This window comes from Nocardia salmonicida, assembly GCF_036142455.1.
In the GTDB taxonomy this organism is placed as follows: Bacteria; Actinomycetota; Actinomycetes; order Mycobacteriales; family Mycobacteriaceae; genus Nocardia; species Nocardia salmonicida.
Genome location: NZ_CP108014.1, coordinates 6,382,252 through 6,398,892 on the forward strand (window position 1 = coordinate 6,382,252; position 16,641 = coordinate 6,398,892).

Below are 16,641 nucleotides of genomic sequence, written 5' to 3' on the forward strand. Positions count from 1 at the left end.
CCCGGTACCTGGGGTGGCGACCGCCGGAGTGGCAGCCACCGCTGATGTTCGCCGAGCACTACCGTGCCGTCGCCCAAGCGCGGGTGATGTTGGTCGGCTCTGATCCGCAGTCTTGGGTTTCGGAGCGGACGTTGCGTCACCGCGTCCAGGGCGAGACCCAGCCGGGGCCCCGCAAGTCGACGGCCACGGTTTCGAGCGGGCGCGAACCGAAGCTGGGTCGCCCGCATATCCATGACGGCCGGTCGGGCACAAGTCGGCTGCGCTCACCCTTGATACGTACGCGGATCTGTTTCCGGACGATCTGGAGGCCGTCGCCGAGGCACTCAACGCGGCGGCACTGGCTGCTCGAAAACGCGCCGCAGGCTGACCGGAGAAATCGCGCTGCGTACAGCCTGCGTACAAGGCGCCGATCCAGCCCCTTACTGCGGGTGCAATGCAAAAAGCCTCTGACCTAGAAAACCAGGTCAGAGGCTTTTTGGTGTCTCAACCAACACGTCGGGGTGACAGGATTTGAACCTGCGACCTCTTCGTCCCGAACGAAGCGCGCTACCAAGCTGCGCCACACCCCGTGAGGCGAACCTGAAGTAGCTTACAACGCGGGGTCGGGAAACGTTAAATTGGCTGGTCAGGCGGGGACTAGTCGAGGGATCTTATGGTGCTGAAGATGCGCTTGGCTTCTGCGGCGTCGATGGCGCCGGGGACACCGGTGTCGGCGATCATCACCATGACGAAGCTGCCGTCCTTGGCGCCTTTGAAGGCGTAGGTGTAGACGGAGTAGGTGGCGGCGCAGCCGGGTTTGGGGGCGGGGACGGTGCCGGTGGTCTCGGTGAACATGCCCTCGGTTCTGCCGTCGATCGACTTCAAGGGCTGGGCGGGGCCGGGGGTTCCTTTGGAGCCCTGGTACGCGAGGGGGGCGGCCTTGGTGCCGAGTTCGGCGCCCGCTGCGGCGTTGTCGGCGTTCTTGGAGCCGGTGAGCAGCGACATGGTGCGGGTGGAGTTGGGGCAGTAGTCGCGGCCGTCGGAGGCGTAGCCCTTGCCGACCACCGAGTCGCCGGGGGGTTCGCCGACGCCGCCGATGGTGGTTTCGGTGGCGACCTTCCATCCCGCCGGGACGTCGTAGGCGGCGCCACGGTCGGGGGAGGCGACTACCTGGTAGCCGTCGATGAGAGGTTTGCGGTTCGACGCGGCGCCCGGGGGGGAGGGGGTGGTCGTGCTGGGTTTGGGCTTGCTCGACGAGGACGGTCCCGGGGTGGTGGACAGGGCGCTGACCATCGACGGGGTGGCGCCCGCGGTGGTGTTCGGTGCGTCGTCGCCTCGGGTCAGCACGACCGCGGTGATCGTGCCGCCGACCAGGAGCAGCGCCGCCACGCCTGCCGCGGCCCAGATCGCCGCCTTGCTGCCGGATTTCTGATCGGGAGGGAAGGGCTGGCCGTAGGACTGGACGCCACGGTGATCGAGCGGGGGGATTTCACCGTATTGCTGCTGCGGCGCCTGCTGCTGCCAACTCGGTGCGCCCCACTGCTGCTGACCGGGCGGATTCACCGGACCGCCTGCACCCCATTGTTGCTGTCCACCACCGGCGGGCGCGCCCCACTGCTGAGTAGGAGGTACGGGCGCGCCCCACTGGCCCGGAGGTTGTTGTCCGGCAGGCGGATTCATGCCCGGCTGCCACTGCTGATTCGAACCAGGTTGGCCGCCTGGAAAATTGGCGCCGACCGGGCCACTCAGCTGCGGGCCTCCGGGATGCCACTGCTGGCCAGGCTGTCCGGCAGCCGGATTCATACCGGGCTGCCACGGCTGACTCGAACCCGGCTGACCCACAGGCGGATTCGCGCCTGGCCAGGGCGCCGGCTGACGCAGCTGGGTGGGATCGGCCTGTCCTGGCTGCGGAACCTGCTGTCCCGCGGCAGGGTTACCGGAATCCTGCCAATCCTGCGGACCCGCCGGTGCCCATTGCGTCGGTTCGGGGAGCCCGGGTGGCGGGCCGGAACCGTCCCACCGCAGGGTCGGTGGGAGGCCGGTGCTGCCCGGCGTCCAGACCGCGGTGGGATCAGGCGTACCAGGATTCGGCTGTTCCGTAGCCGGATCCGGCGAACCGGGCCGCTGCCACTGCTGATCGGGCTGGTTCGGTGCGCCGGGGCCGCCGAATACGGTCGGGTCGTCGCGCCTGTCGTCGGATCCACTGCTCACGGTCGCGACCCTAGCGGGCTACGGCCTCCGAGGTGGAAATGCCGAAGCCGGTATCGGCGGAGGGCCGCTTGGGCTGGGAGCCGACCAATGTCAGCAGCGTGGCTTCGGGGCGGCAGCAGAAACGGTAGGGCGCCCACGGGGAGGTGCCGATGCCCGCCGAGACGTGCAGCTGGGTGTGCGCGCCCCACTGGGAGGCGCCCTTCACGCGCGACTTGTCGATGCCGCAGTTGGTGACCAGCGCGCCGTAACCGGGAACGACCAGCTGCCCACCGTGGGTGTGCCCGGCCAGCACCAGGTCGTAGCCGTCTTCGGCGAAGCGATCGAGCACGCGTGGCTCGGGCGAGTGCGTGACACCGATGCTGAGCTGGGCCAACTGGTTCGGTGCGCCCGCGACGGTGTCGTAGCGGTCGCGCTGCAGGTGGGGGTCGTCGACGCCGGCGCTGGCGATGCGGATGCCCGCCACCTCGAGGTCGCGCCGGGTGTGGGTCAGGTCGAGCCAGCCGCGTTCGGTGAATGCCGCCCGCAGGTCCTTCCACGGCAGCGGATCGCCGTAGACGCGACGGTGATCTTTCTTGAAATACTTCAGCGGATTCTTCGGCACCGGCGCGAAATAGTCATTCGAACCGAACACGAACAAGCCCGGTCGAGCCAGCAGCGCACCGAGGGATTGCACCACGGCGGGCACGGCCTTGGGATGGGAGAGATTGTCGCCGGTATTCACGACCAGGTCGGGTTCGAGGCGGTCGAGTTCGCGCAGCCACTGTTGTTTGAGCTGCTGGCCCGGCATCATGTGCAAGTCGCTGACGTGCAGAATGCGCAACGTCGGCGAACCGGGCGCGAGCACCGGCATCGTGGCTTCACGCAGGACGAACGCGTTCCGTTCGATCAGCGTGGCGTAGCCGATGCCTGCGACGGCGGCCCCTGCGGCTCCCAACGCGGTTCGGCGGACAGCGGACGTCGAGATAACGGGCATTTGCCCAGCATAGGCGACCCCCTCCCGGATCGGCGCGTGTGTTTCCGCACAAACGGTCTGGAATTTCCGTCGCGACGAAAATGTGATGGGACTCCACACAGCGAACGACTACGGTAAACCGCATGTCGGAACTGAAAGCCAAGCTGCGCGCGGATATGACCACCGCGATGAAAGCCAAGGACAAACTGCGTCTCGCGACCCTGCGGATGCTGCTCGCCGCTATCCAGACTTCCGAGGTCTCCGGTACGGAGGCGCACGAACTCGCCGATGCCGATGTCGTATCGCTGTTGCAGAAGGAAGCGAAGAAGCGCAACGAAGCGGCCGTGATCTTCGAGCAGAACGGTCGCGGTGAACTGGCCGCGAACGAGCGCGCCGAGCAACAGATCATCGAGGAGTACCTGCCGACTCAGCTCGACGACGCCGAGGTGGCCCAGATCGCCGACACCGCGATCGCCGAGGTCGCCGAGCAAATCGGTGAGCGCCCGAGGATGAAGCAGATGGGCCAGGTCATGAAGGCCGCTACCGCGCTCGCCGACGGCAAGGCCGACGGTTCGCGACTGTCCGCCGCGGTCAAAGCCAGGCTCTGAAAACGTGAAGGCCGCCGTCCGATTCGGACGGCGGCCTTTGTCGTGTGACTAGCGCGGCACCGGGATGGGGATCGGTGGCAGGCGCGGAATCTGCGGCAGCCCCGGAATCACCGGTGCGGGCGCGGCGGGCGGGGGAGTCGTCGGCGCGGGCACCCGCACGGTCCCGTCACTGATGTAGATCGTGACCACCGAGCCCGGAATGGCCGAGCCGTTCGGCGAACTGCCCATCACCGTGCCCTTGGGCTGCGAGCCTGCCCCCGTCACCGCGGAGACCTGGAAGCCCGCGCCGGACAGGATCGAGGTGGCCTCGCCCTGCGACTTGCCCGCGACATCGGGGACCTGGGAGTTGTTCGCGCCACGGACGTACTTGTCGTCCACCGGCGGCAGCCCCGGCGGCGGGAATCGGTCCATCAACGGTTTGATGGCGTTGAACCAGGTGCGGGCCGGTTCGTTGCCGCCGAACAGGCCGGAGGCGTCACTGGCGCCACAGTTGCGCAGCGGGAACGAGCAGATCTCGCCGGGGGTCGGGCTGTCGCCGTAGACGTAGACCGACGATGCCAGCGCGTTGGTGAACCCGAGGAACGCCGAGGAACGGTGGCTCTCGGTGGTACCCGTCTTGCCCGACATCGGCGCTGCCCACCCGGCGGCACGTGCCGCGCCCGCGGCGGTACCGCTGACGTCGTCCTTGCTCATCGCGTTGGCGAGGGTATTGGCCAGGCCCGGGTCCACCACCTGCTCGCAGGCCTGCTGGGTGAGCGGAACGGCCTTGCCGCTGCGGTCGACGACTTCCTTGATCGGCGAGGGCGGGCACCACTTGCCGCCGGAGCCGAGCGTGGCGGCCACATTCGACAGTTCGAGCGGGTTGATCGCGAACGGGCCGAGGGTGAACGAGCCCATGTTGTTGTTCTTGATGTGGTCGGCCAGGCTCGCGTTGCCGTGCCCCGAGGTGCCGGGATCGGTGTAGGACCGCATGCCGAGGCGCACGGCCATGTCCACCGCCGAGGCGACGCCGACGTCCTGGATCATCTTCACGAAGGCGGTGTTGGGCGAGGTCGCGAGCGCGTCGGTCACCGACATCGACCCCGGGTAGTTGCCCGCGTTCTTGACACACCACGAGTCGGCCGGGCAACCCGGCGAATTCGAGTAGCCCATGCCCCTGGCCGCGTAGGTGCCCGGTACATCCACCTGGGCGGCGATACCGAGGCCCTTCTCCATCGCGGCGGCGGTGGTGAACAGCTTGAAGATCGAGCCCGCGCCGTCACCGGCCATCGAGTACGGCTGGCCGAGCAGCGTCTCGTTGGCGTCGCGGTTGAGGCCGTACGTGCGGCTCGACGCCATCGCGAGAACGGGGTGCGAATCCTGACCGGGCGCGACCACCGACATGACCTCGGCGATGTTGTCGAGGTCGGGTTTGGCCTGCTCGTTCACCGAACGCTTCACCGATTCCTGCAGCACCGGATCGAGCGTGGTCTTGATCAGGTAGCCGCCCTTGTCGATCTGCTCGCGGCTGATCCCGGCCTCGGCCAGGTACTGCAGCGCGTAGTCGCAGAAGAAGCCCTTGTCGTTGGCGGAGATGCAGCCGCGCGGCAGACCCTTGGGCTCGGACAGCACACCGAGCGGTTCGGCCTTGGCCTTGCGGAACTCCTCGGCGCGGTGCGGGATGTTCTGAATCAACGTGTCGAGCACGGTGTTGCGGCGGTCGGTGACGCCGGCGACGTTGGTGTAGGGGTTCAGCTTGGAGCTGGACTGCACCATGCCCGCCAGCATCGCCGACTGGGTGATGGTGAGCTCGGACGCGTCGACGCCGAAGTAGGTCTGGGCGGCGTCCTGGATGCCGTAGGAGCCGTTGCCGAAGGGCACCAGGTTCAGATAGCGGGTGAGGATCTCGTCCTTGGACAGCTCGCGGTCCAGCGTGAGCGCCATCCGGATCTCGCGCAGCTTGCGCGCCGGTGTCGTCTCGATCGCGGCGCGGCGCTCGGCATCGGTCTTGGCGACCACGAGCAGGTTGAAGTTCTTCACGTACTGCTGGTCCAGGGTCGACGCGCCCTGCTGCACCGCACCCGAGGAGGTGTTGGTGAGGAACGCGCGCAGCGTGCCCTGCCAGTCCACGCCCTTGTGGTCGGCGAAGCGCTTGTCCTCGATGGACACGATCGCCAGCTTCATGTTGTTGGAGATGCGATCGCTCGGCACCTCGAAGCGGCGTTGCTCGTAGAGCCACGCTAGGGGCGACCCGTTCGCGTCGACCATGGTGGAAACGGCGGGGACGGTGCCCTCCACCAGTTCGGCTGAGACATTGTCGACGGCATCGGCGGCGCGGTTGGAGATGAATCCGAACCCACCGGCCATGGGGAACAACAGCCCAGCGACAAGCACGGCGGCCAGCGCGCAGCTGCCGGCCAGCCTCGCGAGCGTTTGAGTGATCGGCACGATCCCAGACTAGAGGGTGGGGTGGTGAGGTTCACGGCTGTGCTGCTCGACGGGGAATGTCCGGGCGGTGCCAGGGGGGTTGCTCGGGCGTGTCAACAAAATGATCACATCGGCGTGTCGCGACCGGCCACGCCGGTGATCAGCACTACTGCGCGGTTCTGACCCGATTTGAATGGACGCCCGTACCAAAAAATCGGGGGGCGGTCTTGCGTAACCGCCATACCTTTACCTAGATTGAGAACCCAGTGTGATAGAGCTAACACTCAAAGTGGAATGTGGTGCGGGCCGCAGCGGTAGTTGGGTTGCTGTGATCCGCGCTCGCGATTCTGGAGCGCCGCACAACGGTGTTCGGACTGCAAAGGGGCACATCAAATGCACATCACAACCCCCATCGCTCGACTGGATGTAGAGCAGGCCGAGGCAAGGATCGCTTGGGTTGCCCAGGCGCGATGCAAGGAAGTGGACCCTGATCAGCTGTTCGTTCGCGGTGCGGCGCAGCGCAAGGCGGCAACGATCTGCCGGCACTGCCCGGTGCTGATGCAGTGCGGCGCCGATGCGCTCGACAATCGGGTCGAGTTCGGAGTGTGGGGCGGGATGACCGAGCGACAGCGGCGTGCGCTGCTCAAACAGCATCCCGACGTGACGTCGTGGGCGGAGTTCTTCAACGCCCAGCGGCAGCACCAGGTGGCCATCTAGCCGACGAGACCGGACCGCTATCACAAACGGCGCCGAGACCGCATGGTTTGCGGAATCGGCGCCGTTCGTGAGTGTTACCGGATTGTCAGCTATAGCGGATTTGTCTGAATCAGTCAGGCCGAAGCCGGAGTACCTGTCAGTTGATCGCCTACCGCGCGCAACGCTTCGAGGTCCGAGACCTCGAAGGGCAGCGCCGTCACGGAGACGATCCGCACGTGCGGATGCGCCCCGGTGAACCGATGCAGCAGCCGCCGCTCCCGTGCTGCCGTCGACACGCGATCGGCGTGGATGCGCAGCACGGAGGCGATCAGCGGGTCGGAACCGGCCAGCTGGTCCGCCGCGGTCAGCGCGTGATCGCCGGACAGCTCCGACAGCGCGGGATGGGTCCGGTTCAGCACCAGACCGGCCAGCGGCATCTTCTCGGTCGACAGCCGGTCGACGAAGAACGACGCCTCGCGCAGCGCGTCCGGCTCCGGCGCTGCGACCACCAGGAAATGGGTGCCCGGCTTGGACAGCATCGCGAAGGTGCGCTCGGCCCGATCCTGGAACCCACCGAACAGCGATTCCAGCGACTGCAGGAACGTCGAGGCGTCCTTGAGCATCTGCCCACCGACGATGGTCGAGACTCCACGCATCGCCAGGCTCATCGCCCCGGTGACGATCCGGCCGACACCGCGCCCCGGTGCCATGATCAACCGGATCATCTTGCCGTTGAGGAAGGTACCGAGCCGTTTGGGCGCGTCGAGGAAATCCAGCGCGTTGCGCGAGGGGGGAGTGTCGACCACGATCAGGTCCCACTCCTTGCGCGCGGCCAGCTGGCCGAGCTTCTCCATCGCCATGTATTCCTGTGTGCCGCCGAACGAGGACGCCACCGTCTGATAGATCGGATTGGCGAAGATCTGCTCGGCCTTGTCCGCGCTGGTGTGCTCGAGCACCATGTCGTCGAAGGTGCGGCGCATGTTCAGCATCATCGCGTGCAGCTCGCCGGGCACCTCGGGACCGAGTTCCACGCGCTGCGGGTTGTTGTCCAACTCGGCCACGCCGAGCGACTGCGCCAGCCTGCGCGCCGGATCGATGGTCAGCACCACCACCTTGCGACCCGATTCCGCCGCGCGCAGCGCGATCGAGGCCGCGGTGGTGGTCTTGCCGACCCCGCCGGACCCGCAGCACACGATCACCTTGGCGTTCGGATCGGCGATGATCTTCGAAACGTCCAATAAGGGCGGGGTGGAAACGTGCTCGCTCATCGGACTCCCTGCGCGGATAGCTGTTCGGCCAGTTCGTAGAGGCCGCCCAGGTCGATGCCGTCGCCGAGGGCGGGCAGCGACAGCTGGGGGATATCGATCTGCGCCAGTTCGGCGGCACTCACGTTCTGTGCCGTGAGCACCGTCGCGTGGTCGACTGTTTCGGCGATCAGGCCGTCGAAGTCGGATTCGGACAGGGTGATGCCGGCCTTCGTCAGGCCGGCGGCGACGGCGGTGGTGTCGAGTTCGCCCGCCACGACCGCGTCGCGCTGGGCCGGGGTGAGCTCGGCGGTGGCCGCCCGGTTGACGATCACCGTGCCGATCCGCAGATCGTCGGCGGTGAGTTCGGCGATCGCGTCGGCGGTCTCCTGCACCGGCAGCGCCTCGAGCAGCGTCACCAGGTGGATCATCGTCTGATCGGAGTGCAGCAGCTTGGACACGCCCTCGGCCTGCGAGGCGATCGGGCCGCCCTTGGCGATCTCGGCCATGGCCGTGGTGACGTCGAGGAACCCGGCGATCCGGCCGGTCGGCGGCGCGTCGACGACGATGTCGTCATAGGCGGGCTTGCCGTCCTTACCGACCCGCACCACGCATTCTTTGATCTTGCCGGTGAGGATCACATCGCGCAGACCTGGCGCGATGGTGGTAACGAACTCGATGGCGCCCATCCGTCGCATCGCCCGCCCCGCGAAGCCGAGGTTGTAGAACATGTCGAGGTATTCGAGGAACGCGTACTCGATGTCAAGAGCCAGCGCCGTCACCTCGCCACCGCCGTCGGCGCTGGCGATCAGGGTCTCGGTGGGCGGCAACGGTGGCCGGTCGAAGAGTTGCGCGATGGACTGGCGACTCTCGACCTCGACCAGCAGCACTTTGCGTCCCCCCGCGGCGAGCGCGAGTGCGAGTGCGGCCGAAACGGTCGACTTGCCGGTGCCTCCCTTGCCGGTCACGTAGTGCAAGCGGGCCTCGGCCGCGCGCTGTGGCCATCCGGTCGACGGTTCGGGAACCGACGAAACCGGCTCTACTGTTGGTGCTCCCACGTCGCCGAGCCTATAACCCGTTTCTCCCAGGCGTTCGGGGTGAGCCCTAAACTCACACCATGAGTGAAGTCACCCTGTGGGAGTACGCGACCGTGCCGCTGTTGACGCACGCGACAAAGCAGATCCTCGACCAGTGGGGGTCCGACGGCTGGGAGCTCGTTTCGGTGCTGCCAGGACCGACCGGCGAACAGCACGTCGCCTACCTGAAGCGGCAGAAGTAGCCGTGGCCACCGCGTGGAAGGACGCGCTCGACCGGCTCGGTGTCACGCTGCCGCCGGTCGCCGCTCCTGTCGCGGCCTACATCCCCGCTGTGCGCACCGGTTCGCTGGTGTACACCTCCGGTCAGTTGCCCTTCGTCGACGGTGAATTGTCGGCGGTCGGCAAGGTCGGGGCCGAGGTGGATGTGGAGCAGGCCAAGGAGGCAGCTCGGCTGTGCGCGTTGAACGCGCTCGCCGCCGTGCACGATCTGGTCGGACTCGACCAGGTGGTGCGGGTCGTGAAGGTCGTCGGATTCGTCGCCTCGGCGCCGGGGTTCGGCGATCAGCCGATCGTGATCAACGGCGCGTCGGAGTTCCTCGGTGAGGTGTTCGGCGAGGCGGGCGTGCACGCGCGCTCGGCGGTCGGCGTCTCGGAATTGCCCAAGAACACGCCCGTCGAGGTGGAATTGATCGTCGAGGTCGGATAGGTAGCCGTCATGGCATCAGAACATCCCGCGTACGGCCAGGTCAGGCAGGTCACCCCGACGGCATCGGTACTTCTGGCCGACAACCCCGGTCAGATGACGCTCGACGGAACCAACACCTGGCTGCTGCGCGGCCCGGACAGCGACTCCTACGTGGTCGTCGATCCGGGACCGAAGGACAGGAAACACACCGCCGACATCGTCGAGGCCACCGGCGGCCGGATCGCGCTGACCCTGATCACCCATCACCATCACGATCACACCGGCGGTATCGATCACCTGGTGAAGGCCACCGGGACGCCGGTGCGTTCGGTGGATCCGGCGTACCTGCGCGGTGCGGTCGTGCCGTTGGCCGACGGCGAGGTCATCGAGGTCGCCGGTGTGGGGATCACGGTGCTCGGCACGGCGGGACACACCACCGATTCGGTGAGTCTGCTGCTCGACGACGCGGTGCTCACCGGTGACACGGTCCTCGGCCGTGGCACCACGGTGCTCGAATCCGCGCCGGGTGCGCTGGCGAACTTCCTCGCGTCGCTGGAAAAGCTCCGTGAGCTGGGCGCGGGCAAGGCATTGCTGCCCGCGCACGGGCCTGATCATCCCGATGCGGTACCGGTGGTGCAGTACTACCTCGACCACAGGCGTGAGCGGCTCGATCAGGTGCGGGCCGCGCTGGTGGAACTGGGTTCCGACGCGGGCGCCCTGGCGGTGGTCCGCAAGGTGTACGCCGATGTGGACAAACGGCTGTGGCCCGCCGCACGCAGTTCCGTGCAGGCGCAGCTGGAATATCTGCGGGCCGAACAGAACTGATACCGACTCGATCGCCGACGCGCTTGCTCGCTCGGCGATCGAGTCGTGTCACGGCGACAACGCAGACGTCCCGGCACGACGAAACCGCGCTGGTGTGGACGAGGCCCTCTCCTCGCAGCCCACACGCAGACGCGGTCCCGTCGTACCGGGACGGCCGTGTGTCAGAACGTCAGCGAGCGCGACGTGCCAGACGCTCGGAATCCGAGATCAGCACGCTCTTGCCCTCGAGCCGCAGCCACCCGCGATGAGCGAAGTCGGCGAGCGCCTTGTTGACGGTTTCCCGGGAAGCACCGACCAGCTGGGCGATCTCTTCCTGGGTCAGGTCGTGGGTCACGCGCAGCGCGCCCGCTTCCTGGGTGCCGAAACGCTGTGCGAGCTGCAGCAGCGCCTTGGCGACGCGACCTGGCACGTCGGTGAAGATCAGGTCGGCGAGGTTGTTGTTGGTGCGGCGAAGGCGTCGTGCCAGCACGCGCAGCAGCTGTTCAGCGATCTCGGGGCGCTGATCGATCCACGACTTGAGAGCGTCGCGATCCATCGTCACGGCGCGGACCTCGGTGACCGTGGTTGCGGTCGAGGTACGCGGGCCCGGGTCGAAGATCGACAGTTCACCGAACATGTCGGACGGCCCCATGATGGTCAGCAGGTTCTCCCTGCCGTCCGGGGACCGTCGGCCGATCTTCACCTTGCCCGTCGTGATGATGTACAGCCGATCGCCGGGTTCGCCCTCGTTGAAGATGACGTGGCCGCGCGGAAAATCTACCGGCTGCAGCTGCTTGGCGAGCGCGGCCACCGCGGTGGGCTCGACGCCTTGGAAGATGCCTGCTCTGGCGAGGGCCTCGTCCACGAATGTGCTCCTTATGGGATATGGCTTGCGAACCTGGTCGAGCGAATCGACCAACCGCGCAGTCTACGCGGCATTCCGGCACCGCAGTGACAGACACCACGTAAAGAGTGGATTGCGCGTTGAGAATCGATCGTTTATCTATCGGTCAGCTTGCCCGGGCCACATCCAATTCGGAGGTGCGGGAACGGCGCTTGCGCACGCGCGCCACGGCGGCGGGCAGGCCGAGCTTCGTCAGCTCTTTCACTTCGGCGTTGCTTGCGTTGTCCAGGTACTGCTGAACCTCTTCGTCGGGTTCGAGAAGCTTTCGGAGCCGATTCTCGACCCGCTCCATCCCCAGCGCGAACAGCATCAACAGCACTGGGAAGAGCACCACAGCGAGTCCTTGCATGACTGGCAGTAAACACGGTCCAGGTCTCAGATGGAACACAGCGGGCAAACTGGCCGGGCAATGTTGTCGTAGTGGTTCCGTATGGTGAAGCAGTGCCCGTTTCCCCTGCCCCCGCCGCCGCGGGCGATGCCGATCCGGCCGTGGAAACGGCCGCCGCGCCCACCGGCATCACCGCCGCCCGCAAGCGTAAGAACCGTGCGATAGCTGCGGAAACGCGGATCGGACTCGTTCGCCGCGCACGTCGGATGAACCGCACGCTCGCCGAGGCGTTCCCCGACGCGCACTGCGAGCTCGACTTCACCACTCCGCTGGAACTGGCCGTCGCGACGATCCTGTCCGCCCAGTGCACCGACGTCCGGGTCAACCTCACCACTCCGGCCCTGTTCGCGAAGTACCGCAGCGCTTACGACTACGCGCAGGCCAACCGGGTGGAGCTGGAGGAATACATCAGGCCCACCGGCTTCTACCGGAACAAGACCAGTTCGCTGATCGGCCTCGGCCAGGCGCTGATCGAAAAATACGACGGTGAGTTGCCTCACACTCTGGACGAATTGGTGAAATTGCCCGGCATCGGGCGCAAGACCGCCAACGTCATCCTCGGCAACGCGTTCGATGTTCCTGGCATCACCGTCGACACCCACTTCGGGCGGTTGGTGCGCCGCTGGAAGTGGACCGACGAAGAAGATCCGGTCAAGGTCGAGCACGTGGTCGGCGCGCTGTTCGAGCGCAAGGACTGGACGATGCTCTCGCACCGGGTGATCTTCCAGGGGCGCCGGGTGTGCCATGCGCGCAAACCGGCCTGTGGCGCGTGCGTGCTCGCTGCCGACTGCCCCTCGTTCGGACTCGGCCCGACCGATCCTGCGGTGGCCGCGGAGTTGGTGAAGGGGCCCGAGCGCGAACACCTGCTGAATATGGTCGGCCTGTGAGCGAACCCTCGCTGCTGCGGCGGCCCGCGTTGCGCTGGGTGCTCGCCGCGGTGATCTTGGTCGCGGCGGCCACGGTCGCGCTGTGGCCGCGTGAGGGCGCCGAGACCGCAGGCACCGTTTCGCAGACATCGCGACAGGCGTCGGGCGTGTCGGCCGAGGAACGAGCAGCGGCGGGGTCGGCGCCGTGCCCGGCACCGGCGACCGCGACGGCGACCGGGTCGGGTCCCCTGGCCGGTCTCACGCTGAGCTGTCTGGCCGATGGAAAGCCCGTCGATCTCGCGGCTGCCCTCGGCGGAAAGCCCGCGCTGCTCAATCTGTGGGCCTACTGGTGTGGCCCCTGCGCCATCGAGCTGCCCCACCTGCAGGAATTCGCGCAGCGGGCAGGTTCGGAACTCACGGTCATGACCGTGCACAGCGATCCCGACGAGGCGAAGGCACTGTCGCGGCTGAGCGGGCTCGGCATCACCCTGCCCGGTGTCGAGGATCCGCAAGCCGCGGTGCGCAGCGCGGTGGGTGCGCCCGCGGTCCTGCCCGTTTCGGTACTGGTGCGGGCCGATGGCACCATCGCGAGTGTGGAGGTGCGTACCTTTGCCGACGTGGCCGACATCGCGGATACGGTAGCCGCGAAGCTCGGTGTAACGGTATGACAGAGGACGTAATGGTGGCGTGCGGATCGAAGGCGATGGCGTGAACGATGTAGCGAGGCTCGACGATTCCGGCATTCCCCCCTGGTTGCGCACCGCGACCAGAACCGGCGGCCCCGATGCCGACGACACCCTCGCTACCTCCCGCGCACTACGCCGGGCCATGTCGATCACCGGCAAACCACGCCAGGCCGCCGTCCTCGTGCTGTTCGGCGGCTCGCCCGACGCCGACGAGTCGGCCCCCGGCGGCGTGCCCGCCGACGCCGACGTCCTGCTCACCCAGCGCGCCTCGACGATGCGCCAGCACCGCGGCCAGATCGCGTTCCCCGGCGGCGCCGAGGATCCCGGCGACGGAGGCCCGGTCGGCACCGCGCTGCGCGAGGCAGCCGAGGAAACCGGTCTCGACCCCTCGGGTGTCGATCCGTTCGCGCTGCTGCCGAAGCTGTTCGTGCCGCCGTCGAAATTCGACGTCACTCCGGTACTCGGCTATTGGCGGGCACCCAGCGCGGTCCGCGTCGTCGATCAGGGCGAAACCGAGCGTGTCGTGCGTGTGCCGCTCGCCGAATTGCTCGATCCAGCACACAGATTCATGGTGCGTGGCAGTCTCGGCTACCAGAGCCCCGCGTTCCAGGTCGACGGCATGCTGGTGTGGGGACTCACCGGCGGTATCCTCGCCGGCATCATCAAATCCGCTGGGTGGGAAAGAAGCTGGGATCGGGGCGACGTGCGTGACCTGGAGAGCTCGCTGGCTGCGGTCGGAATGACCCTGTGAGCGCCTCGGTATGGCTCGATATCGCGGTGGTATTGATCGCGTTGGTCGCGGCGTCCACCGGCTGGCGGCAAGGCGCGGTGGCGTCGGCGCTGGCGTTCTTCGGCGTCGCGCTGGGCGCGGTCGCGGGCATTCTGATCGCACCGCACATCCTCAAACACCTCAGTGAGGGCCGCAGTCGGGTACTCGGCGGCATCCTGCTGATCGTGCTGCTGGTGATCGTGGGCGAGGTCGCGGGCATGGTGCTCGGCCGGGCCGCGCGCACCAGCATCCGTCAGCCGGTCGCGCGCAGTGTGGACAGCGTCGTCGGTGCGATGTTGCAGGCGGTGACCGTGCTGGTCGCGGCCTGGCTGCTCGCGTTGCCGCTGGCTACCGCGTCCCAACCCGCGGTCGCCGCCGCGATCAACGGGTCGAAGGTTCTCGCCGACGTCAACTCCGTCGCGCCGGACTGGCTGCGCAAGGTACCCAACGAATTCTCCAGGCTGCTCGACACATCCGGTCTGCCCGATGTGATCGGCCCGTTCGGCCGCGCGCCGATCGCCGCCGTCGAACCACCGGATCCGTCCGTACTGGCGAGCCCGGTGGCGGCCTCGTTGCAGCAGAGCGTGCTGCGCATCCGCGGCACGGCACCGAGTTGCCAGCGGGCGCTGGAGGGTTCGGGCTTCGTCGTCGCGCCGGAACGTGTGATGACCAACGCGCACGTCGTCGCTGGCACCAACACCGTGTCGGTCGACACCGCCCGTGGCGCGCTCGACGCCACCGTGGTGCTGTTCGACCCGTCCAAGGACATCGCGGTCCTCGCGGTACCGGGGCTCACCGCTCCGGTCCTGAAACAGGCCCCCGAGCCCGCGGATTCGGGCGAGAGCGCGATCGTGCTCGGTTACCCCGGTGGCGGGCCGTACACGGCCAGCGCCGCTCGCGTGCGCGAGACCCTCGACCTCACCGGCCCGACCATCCACCGCGACGGCACCGTCGAGCGTGAGGTGTACACCGTCCGCGGCCAGGTCCGCGCCGGCAACTCGGGCGGACCACTGGTCGACGCCGAGGGACAACTGCTCGGCGTGGTCTTCGGCGCGGCCGTCACCGACGACGACACGGGCTACGTGCTCACCCTGAACGAAGTCGCCTCAGAACTGAAAGCCGCAGCCCCGAGCAGCGCCCCGGTGAACACCGGCGCCTGCGTCCTGACCTGATCATCCCCTCCCCCGGGCCGGGTTCACCCCGTATGTCTCTACCCAAGGGGCCCGCCCCGATCTGGACTGACCGAAGGGTGCGACGAAGGAGTACCCGCAGGGAGGGAAGATCGGGGCCTCAGGGGCCCCGCTCGAGCGCGCCAGCGCTCCAAAAACACAACCCCCAGCAACCAGGACCCGGTCAAACCCGATATGCCCTAGCTCCAACTTACGGAGAGACCAGGTCGTCATAAGGCGACCCGTTCACCCCGTTCTGCTCGCGCCAGCGCGTTGTCAGCACCTCGTTGACCCTGCCCGGGTTCTCCTGATGCGCGTAATGCCCGGCATCGGGAATCGACACCAGCGTCCGATGTGGAGACCACACCTCGCCACGCTGGAATGTGGCATCCAACAGATACCGATCGTGCTCGCCGCGCAACATCAGTACCGGAATGTCGATCGGCGTGCGCATCGTGGCCATGAACCGCTTACCGTCGGGCCGCCACTGACTGCGAAAGGCCCAGCGCTGATATTCCAGCGCACTGTGCGCTGCCCCCGGAATCCGGATGGCATGGCGCATCCGCGACGCGGTCTCGACGAATTCCGCACTGCGTGACCAGGGCTCACCGACCCGATCGTGCAGCAGCCGTTCGACCTCGGCTCCACCACGCCGGGTAAGCAGGTTCTCGGGATAGCGCGGCAGCTGATACCGCAGGAAATCGGGTAACCAGGTCGCACGTTGCGCCGGATCGCGCAGGACAGCGCTCTTCAGCGCGGCGGGATGCGGCGAGCTGACCAGCGCGATCGAGCGGACCAGTCGCGGATGCAGCACCGCGGTGGCCCAGCAGACCAGTCCGCCTTCGGCGTGTCCGACGAGTGTGGCCTCGGTGTGTCCGAGTGCCCGGATCAGTCCGGCGATGTCACCGGCGAGGGTCCACCCGTCGTAGCCGCGCGGTGGTTTGTCGGTGTCGCCGTAGCCGCGCAGGTCCACCGCGACGGTGCGGTACCCGTGGTCGGCGAGCGCGGTCAGTTGATGCCGCCACGACCACCAGAAGTCGGCGAAACCGTGCAGAAGCAGCACCAGGGGCGCCTCGGAGCGGTCCGTACCGTCGGCTTCGACGACATGGAATCTGATTCCGTTGGCGTGCACGTCCCGGTGGGTCCACGGTCCGTCGAAACGGACGCTGGAGGGATCCGGGAATGAGTTAGCCGACACGCCGATCGAGCCTAGTGGGCGGGTCCGGCTGTTGCGACC

The 16,641-nt window shown here is 67.4% G+C and carries 17 protein-coding genes, 1 tRNA gene and 1 pseudogene; 10 read left to right on the plus strand and 9 right to left on the minus strand.

The genetic code is table 11. From position 1 onward, the window contains the following. Window positions 1–241 precede the first annotated feature (241 nt). Window positions 242–367, plus strand: a pseudogene (locus OHS03_RS34805) (site-specific integrase); the annotation flags it as partial. 128 nt (window positions 368–495) lie between these two features. Here the strand turns inward: OHS03_RS34805 and OHS03_RS29820 are convergent. The 3 genes from OHS03_RS29820 to OHS03_RS29830 form a co-directional block, all read right to left on the minus strand. Further along, a tRNA-Pro gene (locus OHS03_RS29820) sits at window positions 496–569 on the minus strand. Window positions 570–636: 67 nt separating this feature from the next. Next, on the minus strand, window positions 637–2,190 hold the full coding sequence (locus tag OHS03_RS29825; protein ID WP_328658657.1) for a DUF8017 domain-containing protein: 1,554 nt from the start codon (window positions 2,188–2,190) through the stop codon (window positions 637–639). Between the two features lie 10 nt (window positions 2,191–2,200). Beyond that, a complete protein-coding gene (locus OHS03_RS29830; protein ID WP_056821935.1) occupies window positions 2,201–3,163 on the minus strand; it encodes a metallophosphoesterase in 963 nt (320 codons plus the stop codon). 122 nt (window positions 3,164–3,285) lie between these two features. On the opposite strand from OHS03_RS29830, the gene OHS03_RS29835 reads away from it, so the two are divergent. Then, window positions 3,286–3,750, plus strand: coding sequence for a GatB/YqeY domain-containing protein (locus OHS03_RS29835; protein WP_328658659.1), 465 nt, complete (start codon window positions 3,286–3,288; stop codon window positions 3,748–3,750). 48 nt (window positions 3,751–3,798) lie between these two features. Here OHS03_RS29835 and OHS03_RS29840 read toward each other — a convergent pair whose 3' ends face one another. Next, on the minus strand, window positions 3,799–6,177 hold the full coding sequence (locus OHS03_RS29840) for a penicillin-binding protein (protein WP_328658660.1): 2,379 nt from the start codon (window positions 6,175–6,177) through the stop codon (window positions 3,799–3,801). Window positions 6,178–6,549: 372 nt separating this feature from the next. Here OHS03_RS29840 and OHS03_RS29845 point away from each other — a divergent pair, with 372 nt between their 5' ends. After that, window positions 6,550–6,873: a WhiB family transcriptional regulator gene (locus tag OHS03_RS29845; protein WP_056821932.1), complete on the plus strand. Its 324-nt coding sequence runs from the start codon at window positions 6,550–6,552 to the stop codon at window positions 6,871–6,873. A 113-nt stretch (window positions 6,874–6,986) separates the two neighbouring features. Here OHS03_RS29845 and bagB read toward each other — a convergent pair whose 3' ends face one another. Beyond that, window positions 6,987–8,120, minus strand: a complete 1,134-nt coding sequence (bagB, locus tag OHS03_RS29850; protein ID WP_328658662.1) for an ATPase BagB — start codon at window positions 8,118–8,120, stop codon at window positions 6,987–6,989. Then, window positions 8,117–9,154 carry an ATPase BagA gene (gene bagA / locus OHS03_RS29855; RefSeq protein WP_328658664.1) on the minus strand — a complete coding sequence of 346 codons (1,038 nt, stop codon included), beginning with the start codon at window positions 9,152–9,154 and terminating at the stop codon, window positions 8,117–8,119. Before bagA ends, bagB begins: the two co-directional genes overlap by 4 nt. Before the next feature lie 59 nt (window positions 9,155–9,213). Here bagA and sp36 point away from each other — a divergent pair, with 59 nt between their 5' ends. From sp36 to OHS03_RS29870, 3 genes are read left to right on the plus strand one after another with little or no spacing between them, the layout of a single operon-like run. After that, entirely contained in the window at window positions 9,214–9,375 is a 162-nt protein-coding gene (sp36, locus tag OHS03_RS29860; RefSeq protein WP_101464811.1) for a Sp36 family protein, read from the plus strand. Between the two features lie 2 nt (window positions 9,376–9,377). Continuing rightward, entirely contained in the window at window positions 9,378–9,839 is a 462-nt protein-coding gene (locus OHS03_RS29865) for a RidA family protein (protein ID WP_056821924.1), read from the plus strand. 9 nt (window positions 9,840–9,848) lie between these two features. Then, window positions 9,849–10,643 (plus strand): MBL fold metallo-hydrolase, encoded by a 795-nt coding sequence (locus OHS03_RS29870; protein WP_328658666.1) that lies wholly within the window; start codon window positions 9,849–9,851, stop codon window positions 10,641–10,643. 169 nt (window positions 10,644–10,812) lie between these two features. Here OHS03_RS29870 and OHS03_RS29875 read toward each other — a convergent pair whose 3' ends face one another. Continuing rightward, window positions 10,813–11,487 carry a Crp/Fnr family transcriptional regulator gene (locus tag OHS03_RS29875; protein ID WP_040703546.1) on the minus strand — a complete coding sequence of 225 codons (675 nt, stop codon included), beginning with the start codon at window positions 11,485–11,487 and terminating at the stop codon, window positions 10,813–10,815. A gap of 145 nt (window positions 11,488–11,632) precedes the next feature. Continuing rightward, on the minus strand, window positions 11,633–11,875 hold the full coding sequence (locus OHS03_RS29880) for a hypothetical protein (RefSeq protein ID WP_056821920.1): 243 nt from the start codon (window positions 11,873–11,875) through the stop codon (window positions 11,633–11,635). 167 nt (window positions 11,876–12,042) lie between these two features. On the opposite strand from OHS03_RS29880, the gene nth reads away from it, so the two are divergent. Genes nth through OHS03_RS29900 form a run of 4 tightly spaced genes read left to right on the plus strand, consistent with a single transcriptional unit; the run spans window position 12,043 to window position 15,407 of the window. Further along, complete coding sequence (gene nth / locus OHS03_RS29885; protein ID WP_328664474.1) at window positions 12,043–12,801, plus strand: endonuclease III; 759 nt, start codon at window positions 12,043–12,045, stop codon at window positions 12,799–12,801. Further along, a complete protein-coding gene (locus tag OHS03_RS29890) occupies window positions 12,798–13,448 on the plus strand; it encodes a TlpA family protein disulfide reductase (protein ID WP_328658668.1) in 651 nt (216 codons plus the stop codon). Before nth ends, OHS03_RS29890 begins: the two co-directional genes overlap by 4 nt. A gap of 40 nt (window positions 13,449–13,488) precedes the next feature. Continuing rightward, window positions 13,489–14,217, plus strand: coding sequence for an NUDIX hydrolase (locus OHS03_RS29895; RefSeq protein ID WP_328658670.1), 729 nt, complete (start codon window positions 13,489–13,491; stop codon window positions 14,215–14,217). Continuing rightward, window positions 14,214–15,407, plus strand: a complete 1,194-nt coding sequence (locus OHS03_RS29900; RefSeq protein WP_063004595.1) for a MarP family serine protease — start codon at window positions 14,214–14,216, stop codon at window positions 15,405–15,407. Before OHS03_RS29895 ends, OHS03_RS29900 begins: the two co-directional genes overlap by 4 nt. A gap of 208 nt (window positions 15,408–15,615) precedes the next feature. On the opposite strand, the gene OHS03_RS29905 is transcribed toward OHS03_RS29900, so the two are convergent. Further along, the gene (locus OHS03_RS29905; protein ID WP_056821914.1) at window positions 15,616–16,602 is read right to left on the minus strand and encodes an alpha/beta fold hydrolase; all 987 of its coding nucleotides are present in this window, start codon (window positions 16,600–16,602) and stop codon (window positions 15,616–15,618) included. Window positions 16,603–16,641: the final 39 nt, after the last annotated feature.